Below are 19836 nucleotides of genomic sequence, written 5' to 3'. Positions count from 1 at the left end.
GTTGGCGGGGAGCGTGGATGCATCGACTGCAAAACCGTGGTTCTGCGACGTGATCACCACGCGGCCGTTTTCGAGGTCCTTCACCGGATGATTCGCGCCGTGATGGCCCGTCTTCATCTTCATGGTCCTGGCGCCTACGGCAAGACCCATGATCTGATGACCCAGGCAAATGCCGAACGTAGGAATGCCGCGCTCGATGAATTCACGCGTTGCGCGAATCGCGTAGTCGCACGGCTCCGGATCGCCGGGGCCGTTCGAGAGGAAGATGCCGTCGGGGTTCAGCGCGAGCGCGTCGGCGGCGGTGGCTTCAGCCGGCAGCACGGTGACGTGGCAACCACGCTCCGCGAGCATGCGCAGGATGTTGTACTTCACGCCGTAGTCGAACGCGACCACTCGGTATTGCGGTGCTTTCTGCTCGCCGTAGCCGCTTTCCAGCTTCCATTCGGATTGCGTCCACTCGTACTTCTCTTTCGTGGAGACGACTTTTGCGAGATCCATGCCCGACAAACCCGGAAACGAGCGCGCGAGTTCGAGCGCCTTGACTTCGTCGTCACCAGCAAGAATGCAACCGTTCTGCGCGCCCTTGTCACGCAGGATGCGCGTGAGCTTGCGAGTATCGATATTGGAAATCGCGACGACGTTTTCGGCTTTCAGATAATCGGCAAGCGATTGTTCGGAACGAAAATTCGATGCGAGCACCGGCAGATCGCGGATGATCAAACCGGCGGCATGGACTTTGGTGGATTCGACATCTTCAGCGTTCACGCCGACATTGCCGATATGCGGGTACGTCAGCGTGACGATTTGCTGGGCGTAGCTCGGATCAGTCAGGATTTCCTGATAGCCGGTGATAGCGGTGTTAAACACCACTTCGCCGATCGTGTGACCGGACGCGCCGATCGAGTGACCACGAAAGACCGTGCCGTCGGCGAGTGCGAGGATTGCGGGAGAGAATGACGGCAACACGGGAGGCTCCTTGGGAACACCCTGTTGCCGACCTGTCATCCGACCGTGGGATCGCGCGCGGCCTTGTACGTGGCGCGTGCAGACCCGCATCGCGTTTCAAGGCGTTGGCGCATCACTCGCCTTTTTCTGCCGATGCACCTTCAGTCTGAAGAAGGGCGGATCGTGCGTCAGGCGGGTTGCGCGTATCGGGCCTCGAGCGCGGCGGATGAACGGTGAGTGGGAGGTAGGCGCTAGGGTGTAGGTTGATTTGCTCAAACCTTCGAATTATAGCCCGAAATAGCCCTTCCCTCCAAATTTGAGACGTGCCGCACGCAAGACGCGTTCCAGGCTTGGAGCTGCAAACCACGCCCGGCGGCCTTCTCCGACTCAGGAGACCACGCCCCCGCGCTTTTCAAGAACGCTGCTTGGCAGCACGTACCAGATCGCGCTTGCGATCTGCATCGCGATCAACCCGCCCCATGCGCTCAAGTGCGCGGCGACCGGATAGTGACCCGCTTGCACAGGCCAGTGCGAGAGCATCGCGCCAATACCCACTTGCAGGCCGAAGATCAGGATGAACAGGACCAGCGTCAGCGTGCTGTGCGCGCGGCCGATCATGTGTGTCGGGAAATATTCAGCCATCACGGCGTAGCTCAGGATGCCCGTGCCGCCGAAAATGCCATAACACGCAATCAGCAACGCGGGAGGGATTGGCGCGCGCATGAACATCAGTACCTGGACAAGCACGAACAGTCCCATGCCGAAGCCGCAAAACGCGTAAACCGTGATGCCGCGCCTTGCCAGACTCCGCGCCGCCGCGCCGAAACTGACGCAGCCGATCATCATCGCAATACCGAGCACCGATACCAGCACAGCCGCATAGTGGGCGCTGAGGCCCATGACATCGAGCAGATAAGGTCGGATCCAGAGCGACTGCATGGCGTAGAAAACGCCCTGCGTCACCACCGAAAACGATGCGATCTTCCAGAACGCGCCGCTGCGCAAGATGTGCCACGTGCCCTTGAACTGGGTGAGCATGTCCGCTTTTCGATGCCCGTCATCACGGTGTTCAGGTGCAAACAGGAAGATCGCTGCGGCCACGGCGAGCGTCATCACGACGAGACCAAAGCAGATGTGACGCCAGTCAGTCACGCCCAGCGTCCAGGCAAGCGGCGAGCCGACCACCACGCCGCCAAGACCGCCGACTGCCATGACAAAGCCGTTGACCATCGGCAATTGCGCAACGGGAAGGATCTGGGCGAGCGCCTTGAACGCCGCGCTCATGCACACGGACACGCCCACGCCGATCAACAGGCGCCCTAGCATCATCCCGCCGATACCCCGCGCCGCGCCAAACACGCCAATCCCGAGAGCCGCGAACAGCAGCATGCCGGCGGTGACACGGCGCGGCCCAAACCGGTCGAGCAACATGCCTACGGGAATCTGCGCGGCCGCGAAGCCGAGAAAATACAGCGATGTCAGCAAGCCGAGATCGGCGCCCGACAGGCCCAGATCGTGTGTGATATACGGCGCGAAGCCCAGGTTCACGCCGCGGAACACGTACGAGACGAAGTAACCGGCCGAGAACAGGAAAAACACGCGAAGACGAACGGATGACGTCATGTGCAGCGCAGGGCTTTTTTGGAATTGAAGCGGAAGTTTAACTTGCCGGCCCAAATGGAAACGCCGTCACCTTGGTGACGGCGTGGATTCTTGACCGCGTGGACAACGAATTATTTCTTCTTTTTCTCGACGGTCTTCGTACTTTTCGATACCGCCACTGCCGGCCTGCCTTTCGCAGGCGCGCTGGCTTTCTCGGCGACACGCGTTACCTTGACCGGCGCCGCACTTGCCTTGCCGTTGCGCGCGCTGACGCCCTTCGACTGCGGCGCGTGCGTGCCGATCTTCGACACACCGCCCCTCGTCCGGCTTGTCGCGCTCACCGTTTCCACGCGAACCGGACCGGGTTCAGCCGGCACCGCACGGCCGACCGGCACATGCAGCACGATCAACTGGCCCGGCAGGACCGTATCGCGATGCGTCCGGTTCCAGCCCTTCAGTTGACCGACCGACACGTTGTATCGATCGGCGAACGTGGACATCGACTGCGCGCGGCGAACGCGAATCAGCATCTTGCGGGTATCGGGGACGTCGGGTTCGACGGCGAGCATCGCGCTTTCGGCGACGTCGGCGCTGATGTCCTCGTCGTCGTCATCGCCGCGCGGCACCACGATGGTCGATCCCGCCTTCAGCCGCATGCCGGCCGGAATGCGGTTCACGGACATCAGCGTATCGGGGTCCACACCGATCTTTTGCGCGATCATTGCAGGCGTCGCGCGTTCGCTCACCGTATAAGTGGTCCACGACGACAACGCGCCTGAATACGTCTTCAGGTTTTTCTGGAAGGTGTTGGCGTTATCGAACGGAAGCAGGATTTGCGGGTTGGTCGCGCCCAGGATCACCGGCTTCGCAAACGACGGATTCAGCGAACGGAACTCTTCCACGGTCATGCCGGCAAGCCGGGCGGCCATGGTCACATCGATATCGCGCGCCGTGGTCACGGTCACGAAATACGGATGGTTCGGGATATCCGGCAACGTGAGCCCGTACATCTGCGGATTCGCGATGATGTTCTTCACGGCCTGCAGCTTCGGCACGTAGTTCCGCGTCTCGTTCGGCATGCGCAGGCTTTGATAGTCCGTCGGCAAGCCGAGCGCTTCGTTCTTCGCAATCGCGCGCTGGACGCTGCCCTCGCCCCAGTTGTACGCGGCGAGCGCCAGATGCCAGTCGCCGAACATGTCGTGGAGCCGTGACAAATAGTCGAGCGCTGCACTGGTGGATGCCAGCACGTCGCGCCGCTCATCCTGAAACATGTTCTGCTTCAGGTTGTAGTCGCGTCCGGTGCCCGGCACGAACTGCCACATGCCGGCGGCTTTTGCCACGGAAAGCGCCTGCGGGTTATAAGCCGATTCGATGAACGGCAGCAACGCGAGCTCGGTCGGCATGTGCCGCTGCTCGAGTTCCTCGACGATGTGATACAGATATTTCTGTGACCGCCCGGTCATGCGCTCGACGTAATCGGGGCGCTGCGCGTACCAGTTCACCTGCATGTCGACCAGGTCGCTTTGCAGATCGGGAATCTGGAAACCACGGCGGATACGGCCCCACAAGTCACCGTCAGGTCCGGAAAGCGAATCGACGGACGTCTTGTCGACGTTGATCGTTTCCTTGGCGGCAGAGGTCTTGCGGATGGTGTCAGCTACGGCTTGCTGCTTCTCGGCGGAAGGGAGTGAAGATAGGGAGTTGGTCGCTGTCGGCCCCTGGCTGGCACATGCAGCCAAAGTCAGGACGAGTAGCGCACTAAAAATCAATCGCATGAACGTCTCGGATTCCAAAAAATGTGCTTGGAAATTTGGACCCGATAGTACGGAACCGCACGCATCACGTCAATATAAATGCAAAAAACGCAGCAAAATCCGGGACCTGCAAAGCATTTCAACGTTTCAGATGAAGATAACCGCAGCGGATTGCGGGTTAGCGAAATTTGTCTTTCCAGCCGCGCATGAGCGTGAAGGCATCGAGGCGGTCGCGCACCGGACGCTCGAACTGGGCGGCGAGCGCGGCCTGGACGTCTTCATTGTCGACACGCAGGAACGGATTGGCCTTGCGTTCGTGCGAAAGCGTGGTGGGAATGGTCGGCTCATCGCGCGCGCGCAGGCTGTGCGCGTCCTTGTCCCACGCCACAAGTGCCGCATTGTCAGGGTCCGCCGCGCGTGCAAAACGGATGTTCGACAGCGTATATTCGTGCGCGCAGTGAACGAGCGTTGCGTCTGGAAGTGCGGCAAGGGCGTCGAGGGAAGCCAGCATCTGCTGCGGCGTGCCCTCGAAAAGCCGGCCGCAACCGCTTGCAAAAAGTGTGTCGCCGCAAAAGAGATGCGGCGTGCCTTGCGGGTCTGCTGCCTGCAAATAAGCGATGTGGCCGGCGGTGTGGCCGGGCACGTCAATAACCGAGCATTCCAGCGCCGGACTCGCGATACTTACAATATCGCCCTGCTTCACGCGCCGCGTCAGATGGTCGATCGCCTCGCTGGCCGGGCCGATCACGGGGATTTCACCATCGGCCGATCGGCTAGCGAGCAATTTTGCGACGCCGCCGACGTGGTCGTGATGATGGTGCGTGAGTAAAATAGCAGTCAGCCGCCAACCGCGTTTCGTCAGATAGGCTTCAACAGGCGCGGCTTCGCCCGGATCGACAACGACGGCATCTTGTCCGTCGGAAATCACCCAGATGTAGTTGTCTTCAAACGCCGGAACCGGCACGTACTCAAGCGTTTTCATAAGGCGACTCACCCGAACATGTCAGAGCGAACGATTATAGACTGGCCCGCCTGGACCGTTTCTGCGCCCGGCCGCTACGTGCTCGACTGGGAGCAGGCGCAGCTCGACCGCGTGGTATCGGATATTTTCGGCTATCACGCCCTGCAACTGGGCCTGCCCGGGCTCGACGCGCTGCGGGAGAATCGCATGCCGTATCGCGGCCTCGTGCTCGATACCGCCAGCGCCGCGAGCGCGCCTTTCACACTGCCGCCCGCCATTTCCGCCGATGCACGGCCGGGCGTGACCGCGCTGCCATCGGCGAGCCGCGGTTTGCACGCGCCCTCGGGCCGCAGCGCCGTATGGTGCGACCTGCTGGACTTGCCGTTCGAGGCGCAGAGCGTGGATCTGCTCGTGATGCCGCATACGCTTGAATTCACGAGTGATCCGCACAGGCTGTTGCGCGAGGCCGAACGCGTGCTGATGCCCGAGGGCCAGTTGATCATTCTCGGCTTCAATTCGCTCAGTTTGTGGGGCGCGCGGCAATCGCTCGGCAAGGTCGCCGGCAGGCCGTTCGTGCCGTCGGCGCATGAAATGATCGCGTTCACGCGGATCAAGGACTGGATCAAGTTGCTTGGATTCGATCTTGAACGCGGGCGCTTCGGCTGCTATCGTCCGCCGCTGCTGACTGATCAGTGGCTTGCGCGCTATCAGTTCATGGAAGCCGCAGGAGACCGCTGGTGGCCCATATTTGGCGCGGCCTACATGATCACCGCCATCAAGCGCGTGCGCGGCATGCGCCTGATCGGGCCTCGCAAGCTGAAAAAACCCGCCCTCGCACCGGGCCTGGCCCCGGTCGCCACGCCGCACACACGCAACGAGCATTGATGACCTTGAATTCCACAGACAAAGTAATCGATATCTACACGGACGGTGCCTGCAAGGGCAATCCCGGCCCGGGCGGCTGGGGCGCGCTGTTGCGCTTCGGCGACCAGGAAAAGGAGTTGTTCGGCGGCGAGACGCCGACGACCAACAACCGCATGGAGCTGATGGGCGTGATTTCGGCGCTCGAGGCACTGAAGCGTCCGTGCCGGGTCGTGATCCACACCGATTCGCAATATGTGCAGAAAGGCATCAGCGAATGGATCCACGGCTGGAAAAAGAAGAACTGGATGACAGCAGCGAAAACGCCCGTCAAGAACGCGGATCTTTGGAAACGGCTCGATGCACTCGTGGTCCAGCACCAGATCGAATGGCGCTGGGTGAAAGGCCACGCCGGCCATCCGGAAAATGAACGTGCCGATGCGCTCGCAAATCGCGGCGTGACTTCACTCGCCGAAGGCTAACTTTCTATCTCCATGCGCCAACTCGTACTCGATACCGAAACAACCGGCCTCAACGCCCGCACGGGCGACCGTATTATCGAAATTGGCTGCGTCGAGCTTGTGAATCGACGGCTGACCGGTAACAACCTGCACTTCTACGTGAATCCGGGGCGCGACAGCGATCCGGGCGCGCTCGCGGTGCACGGCCTCACTACGGAATTTCTCAGCGATAAACCCAAGTTCGCGGACATCGCGCATGAGCTGCGCGATTTCGTGGCGGGCGCGGAGCTGATCATCCATAACGCACCGTTCGACGTTGGTTTCATGGACGTCGAGTTCGCCCTTCTCGGCATGCCTTGCGTGAAGGAAGTCTGCGGCGGCGTGATCGACACACTGGTGAACGCGAAGCAGATGTTCCCCGGCAAGCGCAATTCGCTCGATGCGTTGTGCGACCGGTTTGGCATCAGCAACGCGCACCGGACGCTGCATGGCGCCCTGCTCGACTCGGAGTTGCTCGCGGAAGTTTATCTGGCGATGACGCGCGGTCAGGAAAGCCTCGTCATCGACATGCTTGGCGAAATGCCGACGTCCGGGCCGGGTCATGCGCCGCGTATCGCGCTGGATGATCTGCAGTTGCCGGTGCTGCTCGCATCGGAGGAAGAATTGAGTGCGCATCTCGCCGCACTTGATGACCTGGACAAAGCAGTCAAAGGGACCAGCGTTTGGAGAATCGAAACGGTTGTTGGTGTCGAGGTTTCGGCGGCGCCTTGAAACGGGACCCGAATTATTGAAGCGCCGGAAGATTCTCTTTACGAAACGGCGAAGCTCTGACATAATCCAAAGCTCTTCGGGTGGTTAGCTCAGCGGTAGAGCACTGCCTTCACACGGCAGGGGTCACAGGTTCAATCCCTGTACCACCCACCAGGATTTCGCGGTTGAATTTGCATCGCGTAGAAAAGGCCCTCAGGCGAAAGCTTGAGGGCCTTTTTTTATTCGCGCACCTGCTTTGCATCGCTCACGCCGCATCACGCTGATGCCATCCCCACAATCAGACTTCGATGCCGGCCCGCCATTCATTGACCGATCTCAAAGTGCGGCTCGGAATTGTCCCATCGCGTTTCAGATTGCGCCGATATCCACCCTACCTTATTAAATTTACACTCGCTGATTCAATTTGATTTCGAAAATTAACGCGGCTCGCGTCGCAGATAAAGCATTTTTTTCAAAACGCCAGATTGAATCAGGTTAATAAAACAATTGTTCATCAAACTGGACAAACTAACTCGATGAGGTTTCAAGTGGACTCCAACGACTCAGTCAACAAATTCATGGGCGGCCTGTTCTTTGGTGCTCTCGTAACCACCGTCATAGCGTTGGCAATAGGATTTCTCGTCGATTCGTTTTCAATTCTCGCCCGATTACACTCGCTGCATCAAATCCTTGTTTCGGCAGTCGTCGCCGCACTTACGCTGATAACACGTCCCGTGTTATTAAAAACCGTCTGGAGCAGCCGACGCGACCCGTTTCTCCTCGACCAAGACGTCACCGCGATTATTCAAGGAAGAGCCTTGGGAATTGTTTTTGGAATTATTATGGCAATCCTTATCCAAAACTATGTTATCGGCTGAAAATCACATATTCAAATCGAGTTGGATACTGGCCGGTTCCTTGCCGACTTGAAGATGTCCGTTCCCCGTAGCATGTAAGAGGCCATTATCGAGTACAAGTTGCTGTTGCAAGGCCGTAGCGATCTGCGTCAGCACCTCGTCCCAGTCGCCCTTTTGCCGCTGGTTGAACAGACGCACGGTGGGATACCACGGGCTGTCATCCCGATTACGCAACCAGCGCCAGCAACCGGCAAAACGGTTGAGCAGCCATACCGGCTTGCCCATCGCTGCGGCCAGATGCGCCACCGACGTATCGACGGCAATCACCAGGTCGAGATTCTCGATCAAGGCAGCGGTGTCCGCAAAGTCTGTGATGTCATCCATCCAGTCGATCAGCCTCGCCTTGCTGGCGACGTCTGCGCGTTTCGAAGGGTTATCGGATTTTTGCAGGCTGACCCAGCGGATGCCGGGCATTGCGAGCAGCGGCGCGAATTGGGCAGGTGCCAAGCTGCGCCATTTGTCTTCGATCATGCCCGAATGGCCGCCTGCCCAGACCACACCGACGCGCGGCAATCCGGGCTCAGGTAACGCAGCGAACCTGGCACTCCATGAAGCCGCGCGTGCGGGATCGGCAAAGAGATAAGGTATGTCGGCCGGGATGTTGTCGAGACAGGTGCCGAACGCCATGGGCAATGACATCATGGGGCAGTACAAGTCCCAGTGGTCGAGGTCGGGAAGTCCATAGTCAAGCATGACAAGGCCCGGCCAGCGCGGACAGAGCGACTCTTCAAACACGCGGCGCAAGGCGGGAGGGCAAATGAAGCCGACCTGCGAAAAGCGCTCCAGCGCCAAAGGCAGGTAGCGGACAAACTGCAGACTATCGCCGTTACCTTGCTCCGGAACGACCAGCAGACGTACTCCGCGTTCGGGGGAATGTTCTGCGTGAAAGCCCAGCTCCGGACGTTCACCCCGCCATTGCGGGAGTGAAACTCGCGGGCGTGCGTCTGTCGACAGGCTTCCATCCGCCTGGACGAAATTAGCCCAGCGATCTTCGTAATGGCGCCACCCTTCGTCGTAACGTCCGGTTGCCAACAGGACCGTTGCAAGATGACCGCGCGCACTGAGAAAATCCGGTGCCAGCTCGATGGCCCGCCGGAAAAGCCGCTCGGCGTCCTCCAAGGCGTCCAGATCCGCTGAAACAAGGGCAAGGTTGCCGAGCACCTGCACGTTGTCCGGTTCGAGCGCGAGCAGCTTGCGATAGCTGATGGCCGCGTCGTCGACAAACCCTTGCAGGAACAGTGCTCCCGCTTCGCAGAAGCGCATCTCGATCGAGTCGGGCTGGAGGGCGAGACCTTGCTTGGCTGTTTGCAGCGCACTGGCGTAAGCCCTCGAGTCGAGTTGAATGTCGCACAGCGTGGTGTAGAAATCCGGATGAGGATTGATTTCCAACGCGCGCTCGATCCACCTTTGCGCTGCTTCTAACTGGTCGGAATCGCGCGCCAGCAGCCCGCGCAAATAAAGGGCGCCGGCACGCCCTGAATCCTGCTCGAGGATTCTATCGACGGCAGCTTGCGCCTTGGCGATATCACCGCTTCGGCGCGCTTCGGCGGCCTGGTCATACAATGTTTCAATCTCGTCCAGTGGCATGCGCGAGAGGACGGGGGTGTTGCAAGAAGTGGTATGCATTCTCGGATAAGTCGGCTGCGCGCGCCTGCTGGACAACCGCAGCGTACGGCGGGTTTTTTTGATACGGTGTCCTGATTGTCAGAGGTGGTTCGCTCGGTTCTGGCAGACGCCGAGAATTCCAGATGATCTCACCGCAGCAGTCACGCTGCCGACCTCAGCGCGGTCATATTTCGACGCATGGCTACCATGGGCTGAATCTTCCAGGCCAAGAGTCAGGGCTTTTCGATCGAAAGGTCGATGTAGTCGGCGATCGAGCCAAGCATGACAGCCGGACTAAACACAGCCTGCAAGTGTATCGGATTCTTCAGGCAATAAAACGCCGAAACACGTGACTTTGTGTCGCAAAGAATCTGCCGAAACGGGATAAAACTCATCGTCCGCGCGATAGCTGAGCTTCAGGCACATCGGATATGGCGCGTACGCAACCTACCCCGCCCAAATCCCTCGCGCCATTCCCGTTGCCGCGATCACCATCACGATGATCAAGCCACCTTCGGCGTCGCTTATCGCGGCGAACCTGCCTGCCTTCCCAAGATCAATCGGCATGCCACGGCCAACGGCCATGCGCCATTTGATCAATGCGATCATCGGCGAGATTTCAATCAGAAGGATCAGTACGAGCGCCGCCATCTTCAGGTGGAAAAGCGGCTCGTGCAAATAATAAGCACTGCCTTTTTCGAAACCGCCGAACGCGCGCGCGGCGCCCGTCACCAGCAGGATGAGCGCAGTGATGCCCCAGATGTTATCGGCGCGGAAAACCTGTTTGAGGCGCGTGGAATTGGCGCCGGTTGAACTAGCGGGATCGAGTTGGCGTAACGCTCTTGCCCGGCCGAAGACCGCCGCGAGCGCGAATCCAAACGCCAGCAAATGAATGGCTGCGAGACACCAGCGAGCGAGCATGCGGTCCCCTCCCGAGTAGGTACGGCCAGAGAGCTCACGTCAAGCTCGCTAGCCGAGGCTTTGACCCAACTGACCCAGCGACGCTTCGAGCGCCCGCGCCGCTTTTCGGTCACCTTCGCTGCCGAGCGATGTGCGGAACACGGTCTTGCGATTATGTCCGGCTGCTGCGGGCGAATTCCACAGCAATTCCATCTTGGCGCGAGCTCTGCGTCCAAACAAACCGCGCTTGGCCGGAGCCGCGGCGGCCACGGTCTCGGATGTCCTGAAACTCTCGGGCCACTTCACCGATAACTCCCGCGCATCGTACTGACCGAGCTTGCGGCTTTCCGCCCACACCACGGCGGTGCGGGTGGTGTTATCGATGGAAATAGCGTACCGGCCAATTGCAAAGCGCCGCGCCGCGAAGTTCGAACGCCAGAGCGCGCGCGGGCGGCAAATCCACAGCACCACGGCATAAAGCGCGGGCGCGACGAGCAGCCAGCCGTTGGTCTCCGCGAGGGCGTGCACAGCGTTCTTCCAGCCGGCAGTCCACGTAAAAAAGCCGACCGACCAGACCGCAAATACGAAACTCAGCAGCGCAAGAAAACGCAACGCCTGCCGCAACCATTGCGGCAACGGATGCAGCGGCCGTTCAGCACGCGCGCGTGCGCCCGGGAGAAAAAGCAACAGAAATAACAACACGAGGTTGATGCACGCCCAGGGCGATGAAGTCATCGCGCGCATGGATGAGAAATAACCCATCTGCGACATGGAGAACATCCAGCGCGCAACGAGAACGAGCCCGATCGCCCGCAGCGCGAACACGGTGCCGGCGCCGGCGATAGTCACGGCGGGTGCCCCCCTCGCGCTACTCTGCTTCGTTCTCACCAAAACTTCGCTCCTGTTCACGACTGTCCTCGTCCGCACGTTTCATTTGTTCTGCCAGCGCGCGATTTGATCCTTGCTGGAACTCCACGTTCAACTATCCAGATCCGCCAATTGCGTCTCTTTTTGGCGAATTCAGCACATTATATGGAGAATGTCGAAGCCACCATGAGGCTTGCCGCTCCAAGCCGCCGATAACCCTCCCAGCTTGGCCTTGCAGTGTGTCAAAACAACAACGCCCCGTGCGCCTGACGGCGCACGGGGCGTTGTTGGGTGACGCGTAAAAGCGCGTTTTAGCTGGCGTTGACTTCGCGCAGTACTGTGCGGCGCTTCGAGCGCAACAGCTCTTCGTACGTCTGGACGTAACGCGCGGCCATCACTTTCGAGGAGAAACGCGTTTCAAACGCCTGACGCACCTTGGCGCGCGGCAGCGTATGGAGACGCTTCACGGCGGCGATCGCGCTGAGTTCGTCTTCCACCACAAAACCCGATACGCCGTTTTCGATCACTTCCGGCACCGACCCGCGATTGAACGCAATCACCGGCGTCCCGCACGCCATGGCTTCGATCATCACCAGGCCAAACGGCTCCGGCCAATCGATCGGGAACAGCAGCGCGTGGGCGTTGCCGAGAAATTCGGTCTTTTGCTGCTCGTTGATTTCACCGATGTATTCGACGTGCGGCAGCGCGAAAAGCGGCTTGATCTGCTCTTCGTAATAAGCACGGTCGGCGTTATCGATTTTTGCAGCGATCTTGATCTTCATGCCCGCTGCGCCGGCAATCCGAATCGCCCGGTCAACGCGCTTTTCCGGCGAGATACGGCCGAGGAACGCAAGATAGCCCGGCTCCACGTTGGGGACCGGCGTCAGCAGGTTTTCCGGCAGCCCGTGATACACCGTCGAGAGCCAGTTGGCTTGCGGCAACGGCTGGCGCTGGTTGTCCGAGATCGACACGACCGGCGCTTCATTGAACGTACTGAAGATCGGCTGCAGTTCCGGCAAGTCGAGACGGCCGTGCATGGTCGTCAGGAAAGGCACCGGCTGGCGCGAGAACAGCGAGAACGGGTAATAGTCGATGTGAAAATGCAGCACATCGAATTCATCAGCACGGCGGCGCACTTCTTCCAGCAGCAGCATGTGCGGCGCCATCGTGTCGCGGATGGTCGGGTCGAGGCGCAGCGCCTGCGGCCAGAACGCTTCGAGCTTTGCCGACGTTTGCGAATCACCGCTCGCGAACAGCGTGACGTCGTGACCGGCTTCAACGAGGGCTTCGGTCAGATAGGACACCACGCGCTCCGTGCCGCCATAGAACTTCGGGGGGACGGCTTCGTGGAGAGGCGCGATTTGAGCGATTCGCATGTCGAAAACTCCTAATAATGTCAGGCAAATTGATGCGCTTGGCATCGGTCATGTTGATCAAGCGAATCGCCCACCCGGGCTCGGCGCGGTGCTGGTTCTCCAGCGGAATGGCCGAAAGCACGAGAAAAATCGCGATGCTTCGCTGTTGCTTGGGTGTTTCGGGCTTGAGCCCTCCCGCCCTGTTGCTTCGAACGTCTGTTTCGGAGGATGACCCGAAAAAGCAAGATCGGGTCCATCTCGTAAAACTGGCGCACTTAGCGATAAACGCACGACCTGCGGGGCCGTTGACCGGAACCTACAACTACCTGTCAAAAAATCCTAGGGCAAACCCGCACGAAGTATCGCGGTTTTTGCACAGCTTTCAAGTCGACATTTCAACTTATTTAGGTTGTTACAGCGTCGATACACTTTGCAAACCCTTGTTTTCCAAGGCTGTTCTACATTGTACGAACACGCCGCAGTACGCTTTGGAGCGAGACCCAAAAGCAGACCGTTGCGGTGCGATCAAACCCGTGACGCCGACGCGGCTGGCCATGAACTCCTTCAATGCATTCTCAAAGCGTTTTTGCCCACAGCGGGTCCGCAACGTGCTCCAACCCTCCGCAGGAAGTTGCAGGAAGTAACTGGCTGAAGCAGCAGTCATTCGCCCGATGTATGGCAAACGGCAGCAAGTCATTTGCGCGGCGATCCAGGGTGTGGGGCCGCCTATCGGCAGGCATAGAAATCCGTCAAGGCGGACCGCTTTCGCTGAAATTGCTTCAGTTCTGATGGATAAGTGCCACGGAAAGGACTACGCGAGGGGATTTGGCTCGTTACACTGGCTACAATTCAATAATCGTCGCGGCCCGGCGTTTGTCTGGATTGCTGCATTGGACGCCCGGAGGACTGCCCGACGCGCCTTGCTTGTGACCACGGCAAGGCACCGCGCTCAACCGCTCTACTCGACCTAAAACGACCAATTGGACCAACTCACCGTTTCTCAGCGTAACGTACACAACGCCAAGCTAGCGAGCTATGCGCATCGCCCGCTCGCGTTCCTGTTTCGTTACATCCGCCGGCACCCTGTCGCTCACACCATCGTACTGGTCAGCGTGCTGGCCGCTGTCGGCTGCGCGCTCGCCTCGCAGTACGCGATCAAGCATCTGATCGATGTGCTCGGCCAGGGTCGGGGTCATCCCGGCCCGCTCTGGGCGGCCTTCATGATCCTGGTCGGCCTGATCGCCGCCGACAACCTTCTGTGGCGGGTCGGCGGCTGGGTCGGCGCGCACGCATTCGTCATTGTCACGGGCGACTTGAGGCGCGATCTGTTCTCCTACCTGAGCGGTCACTCCCCCACCTATTTCTCCGAGAAACAGCCCGGCATGCTCGCGAGCCGTATCACGGCGACATCGAACGCGATCTATACCGCCGAAAACACCATGGCGTGGAACGTGTTGCCGCCTTGCATTGCGGTGATCGGCGCCATTTTCATGATCATCGCCGTGAATCCGCTGATGGCCGGCGGCCTGATGCTCGCGTCCGCGATTCTCGCGTTCGTGCTGTATCGGCTGGCCGGGCGCGGCTCGGCCCGGCATCACACGTTTGCATCGAAAGCGGCGTCGGTCGACGGCGAACTCGTGGATGTCATCGGCAACATGGCGCTCGTGCGTGCGTTCGGCATGACGTTTCGCGAACAAAAGCGCTTCGGTTCGACGGTCAAGGCCGAAATGGTCGCGCGCCAGCAAAGCTTGCTGTACCTGGAGAAGTTGCGCCTTTTCCACGCGGTCGTGACGGCGATCCTGTCCGCCGGACTGCTTGGCTGGGCATTGTGGCTGTGGTCAAAAGGCCAGGCGACGTCCGGTGACATCGTGCTGGTCAGCTCGCTCGGCTTCACCATTCTTCACGGCACGCGAGACCTGGCCGTGGCGCTGGTGGACGTGACGCAGCACGTCGCGCGCCTTTCCGAAGCAGTTCAGACGCTGCTCGAGCCGCACGGCATGCCCGACCGGTCGGACGCGGCTGAACTCGTGCCGCAAGGCGGACGTGTCGACTTTGAGGAAGTGACGTTCGCATATCCGCGCCGCCGTCCTATCCTCGATAAATTCAATCTTCACATTGAACCGGGTCAGCGCGTCGGGCTGATCGGCAAGTCGGGTGCAGGTAAATCGACGGTGCTCGCCCTGCTGCAGCGCTTCTACGAAGCGCAAGGCGGCGCGATCAAGGTCGACGGACAAGATATCTCACTGATCACCCAGGACAGTCTGCGCATGTCGATTGCGCTCGTACCGCAGGATATTTCGCTGTTCCACCGCACCGTGTATGAAAACCTGGCATATGGGCGGCCCGATGCAACGCGCGAGGAAGTGCTTGCGGCTGCTCGTGAAGCGCGCTGCACCGATTTCATCGAAGCGATGCCTGAAGGGTTCGATACCATCGTTGGCGATCGTGGCGTGAAGTTGTCGGGCGGCCAGCGCCAACGGATCGCCATCGCGCGCGCGATCCTGAAGAACGCACCCATTCTTCTGCTCGATGAAGCCACGTCCGCGCTCGACAGCTCATCGGAAGAAGCGATTCAGCAGGCGCTCGACCGGCTGATGGTCGGCCGCACGGTGATCGCGATTGCGCACCGTTTGTCGACGCTGCAGGGCTTCGACCGGATTATCGTGATGAGCGCGGGCAAGGTGATCGATGACGGTTCGCCGCAGCAATTGCGGGATCGTCCGGGTTTGTATCGGGAATTGTTGTCCAAGCAGCATGGGAAGTTGCCGCCGACCACCATGCCGTCGCAGCAGATTGCGGCGAAGGCCGAACAGACGTAATCAGCCGCTCAGCCAGTTGAAAAGCCGCTTCGGTGCCAATACCGAAGCGGCTTTTTTGCACCTCAAGCCTGCAGGTCGCGCATGAAGTTGTCGCGCCAGACGGAGACGTTGTTCTCGCGGAGCTGCGTGAACATCTCGGCGTGACGGGCCCTGCGTTCGGCCAGCGGCATGGCGAGCGCTGCGGCCAATGCGTCGGTCATGCCGGCGATATCGAGCGGATTCACAATGAGCGCGCCGTTCAATTCCTGCGCCGCGCCGGCAAACTGCGACAACACCAGCACGCCGGGATCGTCCGGGTCCTGCGCTGCCACGTATTCCTTCGCCACCAGATTCATGCCGTCGCGCAAAGGCGTGACGAACCCGACGTGCGACGCATGAAACAGCGCAGCGAGCACAGGCCGCTCATATTGCCGATGGATATACCGGATCGGCGTCCAGTCCAGTTCGGCGTACCGGCCGTTGATGCGCCCCGATTCCGCTTCGAGCTGCAGGCGGATGTCCTTGTACGTGTCCATGTCGGCACGCGTAGGCGGTGCGATCTGTACGAACGACACGTTGTTGCGCTGCGCGGGCTCGCGTTCCAGCAATTTCTCGAACGCACGAAACCGCTCGACGAGACCCTTCGAATAATCCAGCCGGTCCACGCTCATGATCAGCTTGCGGTCACGCAGCGTGGTCTTCACCGTCTGCACTTCGCGCCCGCTTTCGCCGTCCTTGGCGAGCGAGGCGATCTCATCGGGATATACGCCGATCGGGTAAGCACCCGCCCGTAGCGTCTTGCCGAACGCGCTCACCGCGTTCGGCTCGCCCGCGATGCGCGTGACCGTGCCGTTCGCCTCCGTTTCGATGTAATCGCAAAACGCGCGCAGATCCGGCGCGGTCTGGAAACCGAGAAGGTCGTAGGAACACAATGCTTCCGCCAGCACACGATGACGCGGCACGCTCAGCAGCACCTGCGCCGCCGGAAACGGGATGTGCAGGAAGAACCCGATGCGGTTCGTCACGCCCTCGTCGCGCAATGCCTGCGCAAACGGAATCAGGTGATAGTCGTGGACCCAGATGACGTCGTCGGGTCTCAGCAGCGGCGCGAGTTGCTTCGCAAGCCACCGGTTCACGCGGCAATAGCCGTCGAATTCATCGCGATCGAACTGGATCAGATCCGGCCGGTAATGAAACGCCGGCCACAGCGTCGCGTTCGAAAACCCGCGGTAGTACTGGTCGTAATCGCGCTGCGCCAGTCCGATGGTCGCAAACGTCACGCGCCCGCGCTCCTCCAGCTTGATGCCTTCGGGTGGTTCAGCCACCACGTCGCCGCTCCAGCCGAACCACATGCCGCCGGTTTCCTTCAACGCGTCGTAGACGCCAACGGCAAGCCCCCCCGCCGCCGGTCCGCCTTCCGAGATCGGCGCAACGCGGTTCGAAACAATGATCAGGCGACTCACGACCGCAAGCCCTGAATACCGGCTATGTCTTGCAGCCAATCAATCAAGGCACTGACCGAATCGACGCGCGCATGCGCGAGCGTATCGCCGGCGCCGACCTTGATCGACAGACCGTCGCGCTCGTTCACGACCGCAAAGCCCTTCTCGTCCGTCAGGTCGTCGCCGATAAACACCGGCCGGCGTCCCGTGAACGGCGGTTCATCGAGGAAAGCGCGCACCGCGCGGCCTTTATCGACGTCCTTCGGCTTGATCTCGTAGACCATCTTGCCGGGCTGCAATACGTAAGCGTCGGCGTATTGCGCGACAAGTTGTTCCGTCGCCTCGCGCGCCGCCGGGCCGCGCTCCGGCGCGTTGCGATAATGCAGCGCGAGCGCCGCGCCCTTGATCTCCAGCAGCATGCCGGGATTCGCCTTCATCACGCCTTCGAGCACATGTTCCATGCGCATCAGGCGTTCGTCGTTGAAACCCACGCGATGCACATCCGCATTCGAGTCCCGGCGCTCCGCGCCATGAAGACCGGCGACGGGGATGTCAGGCATCTTCAAAAACGAGTCGATGCTGTCGATACCGCGCCCCGACACGATCGCCACCGCGCCGTTGGTCGCGCGGCGCAGCGCGGTCAGGATCGGCGCCACTGCTGGCGACACGACGACGCCGTCAGGCGTGGAAGCCAGTTCGACGAGCGTGCCGTCGAAATCGAAGAAAAAAGCAGTCTCGGCGAGTGGAAGTTTTTCAGGAAGGTTTTGCATCGATATCTGCCTTTTTAGCCGGGGCCGGCCGGGAAAGTGTGCGCATGTCAAAGCGCTTGTCGGCCTGTTCGGTACGCCCAAAACGGGAACGCCCTTGGGAGAAAGCGGCATGGATGCACTGCATAACGAACGAACACCCGATACCGTGCACTCGAATCTTGCAAATTGCTTCGATAAACCCGCGCGCCACGATCCCATGATGTGCGGCAAATCGCCACGAAAGCGTGCGTGGAATCACAGTCTCGCGGCGAAGGCCTCTATTCTGAGATAAAGTCGGCCCCGCATGGCGTCACGAAACATCTTGTGACGAATCAAACGCGGGTTGTCCTGCGTTGTTCGTACATCGGCCGTACGTGGCTGATCTGCCGCCTTGATGTTCCACTTTGTCCGAGTCGCAAAATGCTTTCCTGGTTCCGGTTTCATCGCGCAGGCCGCGTATCCGCCCTGCTTGCCGCGCTGGTTTTCAGCGCATCCCTCACCGCGTGCTCGCATCACGACGCGGCGCCCTGGAAGCTCGCCGATGTCACCGGCCATCTCCCCGACCTCGACTTCAATCTCACCGACGATACGGGCAAACCCGCCACCGGGCAGTTGTTCGCTGGGAAAACGACGCTGGTTTATTTCGGCTACACGCACTGCCCGGACGTTTGTCCGGAGACCATGGCGCGGCTGATGCAGGTCCTGCAGCAACTCGGCCCCGACGCCAGGAACACGCGTATTGCGTTCATCACCGTCGATCCGGCCCGTGATACCGCCGCCGCGCTGCACGAGTACGTGCGTGCGTTCGACGCGGAACATGCGATCGGCCTGACGGGCACGGACGGGGCAATCGAAGGGCTTGCGAAGCGGTATCGCGTGGCTTACCAGATGGAAAAGCGCGATCCGTCGGGCGCGTATGACGTGACGCACAGCTCGGCTGTCTATATCTTCGATACCCACGGCCACGCGCGCCTGCTCGCGACCGAGACCGATCCCATCGAAAACATCACGGCCGATGTACGGCGCGTGATCGATTCGACATCCTAGCGTTTTGACATTACACGACGCATCCAGATATGCGGGATGTCGTCGTCGAGATGGATATCCGAGATGGGCTCGAAGCCGAAGCTTCCGTAGAAGCGCTGCAGATGAGCTTGCGCGTGCAGACGGGTTGCGTGCCCGGGCCATTGCGCTTCGATATGCGTAAGCGTGCGTTCGAGCATCGCCTGACCGAGTTTGATACCGCGAAACGGCGCCCGCGTGAGGACACGGCCGATGCGCACGTCGGCATGCGCCGCGACGCCGGGTTCATCCGGCGGCAGAACGCGCAGATAACCGGCCAGTTCAGGGTTGGCCGTCTGGCTATGGACAAGCAGATGCCATGCATCGGGATCCTGACCGTCGATATCGGCATACAAGCACTGCTGCTCGATCACGAACACCTCGCTGCGGGCAGCGAGCATGGTGTAGACATCGCGTGCGCCAAGCTCACTGAATGCAGCCCACTGCCATTTGAATTCCGGATTGAGGTCGGTCATGGATTCACCTGAATAAGTTTCGATGCCGAATGAGCCATGTATAGCAAATGCCAAAAGAAAAAGCCCCGACCAAGTCAGGGCTTTTTTCTTTTGAATCCTGGAGGCGCGAGCCGGAGTCGAACCGGCCTAAACGGCTTTGCAGGCCGCTGCATAACCGCTTTGCTATCGCGCCAGAAGCGGGAGCTACATGAAACGTACCGTGCCTAGCAAACCCATCCGAGCAGTACATTGATCCGGGCCACCAAACAAAAAGGGAAGCTTTGCTTCCCCTTTTAATGGAGCGGGAGACGAGGCTCGAACTCGCGACCTCAACCTTGGCAAGGTTGCGCTC

General features: G+C 60.2%; 17 protein-coding genes and 2 tRNA genes. 7 read left to right on the top strand and 12 right to left on the bottom strand.

Annotated features, from left to right (window positions below; all coding sequences use genetic code 11):
• From carA to gloB, 4 genes are all read right to left on the bottom strand, one after another.
• A partial coding sequence (carA, locus tag ACFFAR_RS04610) for a glutamine-hydrolyzing carbamoyl-phosphate synthase small subunit (protein ID WP_174364862.1) occupies positions 1–966 on the bottom strand: 966 nt, incomplete at its 3' end.
• Between the two features lie 366 nt (positions 967–1332).
• A complete protein-coding gene (locus ACFFAR_RS04605; protein ID WP_174364863.1) occupies positions 1333–2568 on the bottom strand; it encodes an MFS transporter in 1236 nt (411 codons plus the stop codon).
• A gap of 110 nt (positions 2569–2678) precedes the next feature.
• Positions 2679–4322 carry a transglycosylase SLT domain-containing protein gene (locus ACFFAR_RS04600; RefSeq protein WP_062167202.1) on the bottom strand — a complete coding sequence of 548 codons (1644 nt, stop codon included), beginning with the start codon at positions 4320–4322 and terminating at the stop codon, positions 2679–2681.
• A gap of 157 nt (positions 4323–4479) precedes the next feature.
• Positions 4480–5283, bottom strand: a complete 804-nt coding sequence (gene gloB, locus ACFFAR_RS04595) for a hydroxyacylglutathione hydrolase (protein WP_174363214.1) — start codon at positions 5281–5283, stop codon at positions 4480–4482.
• An 18-nt stretch (positions 5284–5301) separates the two neighbouring features.
• Between gloB and ACFFAR_RS04590 the strand changes: the two genes are divergently transcribed.
• The 5 genes from ACFFAR_RS04590 to ACFFAR_RS04570 all read left to right on the top strand — a co-directional run bounded on the left by ACFFAR_RS04590 (position 5302) and on the right by ACFFAR_RS04570 (position 8212).
• Positions 5302–6147: a class I SAM-dependent methyltransferase gene (locus ACFFAR_RS04590; protein WP_056354262.1), complete on the top strand. Its 846-nt coding sequence runs from the start codon at positions 5302–5304 to the stop codon at positions 6145–6147.
• Positions 6147–6605, top strand: a complete 459-nt coding sequence (gene rnhA, locus ACFFAR_RS04585; protein ID WP_062167206.1) for a ribonuclease HI — start codon at positions 6147–6149, stop codon at positions 6603–6605. The genes ACFFAR_RS04590 and rnhA overlap by 1 nt, the downstream gene beginning before the upstream one ends.
• A gap of 12 nt (positions 6606–6617) precedes the next feature.
• Entirely contained in the window at positions 6618–7355 is a 738-nt protein-coding gene (gene dnaQ / locus ACFFAR_RS04580) for a DNA polymerase III subunit epsilon (protein WP_062167208.1), read from the top strand.
• A gap of 78 nt (positions 7356–7433) precedes the next feature.
• A tRNA-Val gene (locus ACFFAR_RS04575) sits at positions 7434–7508 on the top strand.
• 374 nt (positions 7509–7882) lie between these two features.
• A complete protein-coding gene (locus ACFFAR_RS04570; RefSeq protein WP_174363215.1) occupies positions 7883–8212 on the top strand; it encodes a hypothetical protein in 330 nt (109 codons plus the stop codon).
• A 3-nt stretch (positions 8213–8215) separates the two neighbouring features.
• On the opposite strand, the gene ACFFAR_RS04565 is transcribed toward ACFFAR_RS04570, so the two are convergent.
• The 4 genes from ACFFAR_RS04565 to ACFFAR_RS04550 all read right to left on the bottom strand — a co-directional run bounded on the left by ACFFAR_RS04565 (position 8216) and on the right by ACFFAR_RS04550 (position 12999).
• Positions 8216–9838 carry a tetratricopeptide repeat protein gene (locus ACFFAR_RS04565; RefSeq protein WP_174363216.1) on the bottom strand — a complete coding sequence of 541 codons (1623 nt, stop codon included), beginning with the start codon at positions 9836–9838 and terminating at the stop codon, positions 8216–8218.
• Between the two features lie 465 nt (positions 9839–10303).
• On the bottom strand, positions 10304–10777 hold the full coding sequence (locus ACFFAR_RS04560; protein ID WP_174363217.1) for a DUF2214 family protein: 474 nt from the start codon (positions 10775–10777) through the stop codon (positions 10304–10306).
• Positions 10778–10825: 48 nt separating this feature from the next.
• Entirely contained in the window at positions 10826–11647 is an 822-nt protein-coding gene (locus ACFFAR_RS04555) for a hypothetical protein (RefSeq protein WP_086382070.1), read from the bottom strand.
• Positions 11648–11934: 287 nt separating this feature from the next.
• Entirely contained in the window at positions 11935–12999 is a 1065-nt protein-coding gene (locus ACFFAR_RS04550) for a glycosyltransferase family 4 protein (RefSeq protein WP_062167216.1), read from the bottom strand.
• A 959-nt stretch (positions 13000–13958) separates the two neighbouring features.
• Between ACFFAR_RS04550 and ACFFAR_RS04545 the strand changes: the two genes are divergently transcribed.
• Positions 13959–15797 (top strand): ABC transporter ATP-binding protein, encoded by a 1839-nt coding sequence (locus ACFFAR_RS04545; protein WP_061999927.1) that lies wholly within the window; start codon positions 13959–13961, stop codon positions 15795–15797.
• A gap of 62 nt (positions 15798–15859) precedes the next feature.
• Here ACFFAR_RS04545 and otsA read toward each other — a convergent pair whose 3' ends face one another.
• Positions 15860–17239: an alpha,alpha-trehalose-phosphate synthase (UDP-forming) gene (otsA, locus tag ACFFAR_RS04540; protein ID WP_174364214.1), complete on the bottom strand. Its 1380-nt coding sequence runs from the start codon at positions 17237–17239 to the stop codon at positions 15860–15862.
• Positions 17236–17988 carry a trehalose-phosphatase gene (gene otsB, locus ACFFAR_RS04535; protein WP_075357140.1) on the bottom strand — a complete coding sequence of 251 codons (753 nt, stop codon included), beginning with the start codon at positions 17986–17988 and terminating at the stop codon, positions 17236–17238. The genes otsA and otsB overlap by 4 nt, the downstream gene beginning before the upstream one ends.
• A gap of 399 nt (positions 17989–18387) precedes the next feature.
• Here otsB and ACFFAR_RS04530 point away from each other — a divergent pair, with 399 nt between their 5' ends.
• Entirely contained in the window at positions 18388–19014 is a 627-nt protein-coding gene (locus ACFFAR_RS04530; protein WP_174364215.1) for an SCO family protein, read from the top strand.
• Here ACFFAR_RS04530 and ACFFAR_RS04525 read toward each other — a convergent pair.
• Both ACFFAR_RS04525 and ACFFAR_RS04520 read right to left on the bottom strand, forming a co-directional pair.
• Positions 19011–19505, bottom strand: a complete 495-nt coding sequence (locus ACFFAR_RS04525) for a GNAT family N-acetyltransferase (RefSeq protein WP_375507563.1) — start codon at positions 19503–19505, stop codon at positions 19011–19013. The two genes, ACFFAR_RS04530 and ACFFAR_RS04525, sit on opposite strands and share 4 nt — an antisense overlap.
• Positions 19506–19603: 98 nt before the next feature.
• Positions 19604–19677: transfer RNA gene (locus tag ACFFAR_RS04520), tRNA-Cys, on the bottom strand.
• Positions 19678–19836: the final 159 nt, after the last annotated feature.

Source organism: uncultured Caballeronia sp. (assembly GCF_964243625.1).
In the GTDB taxonomy this organism is placed as follows: Bacteria; Pseudomonadota; Gammaproteobacteria; order Burkholderiales; family Burkholderiaceae; genus Caballeronia.
This window is presented reverse-complemented; position numbering and strand designations above follow the sequence as displayed.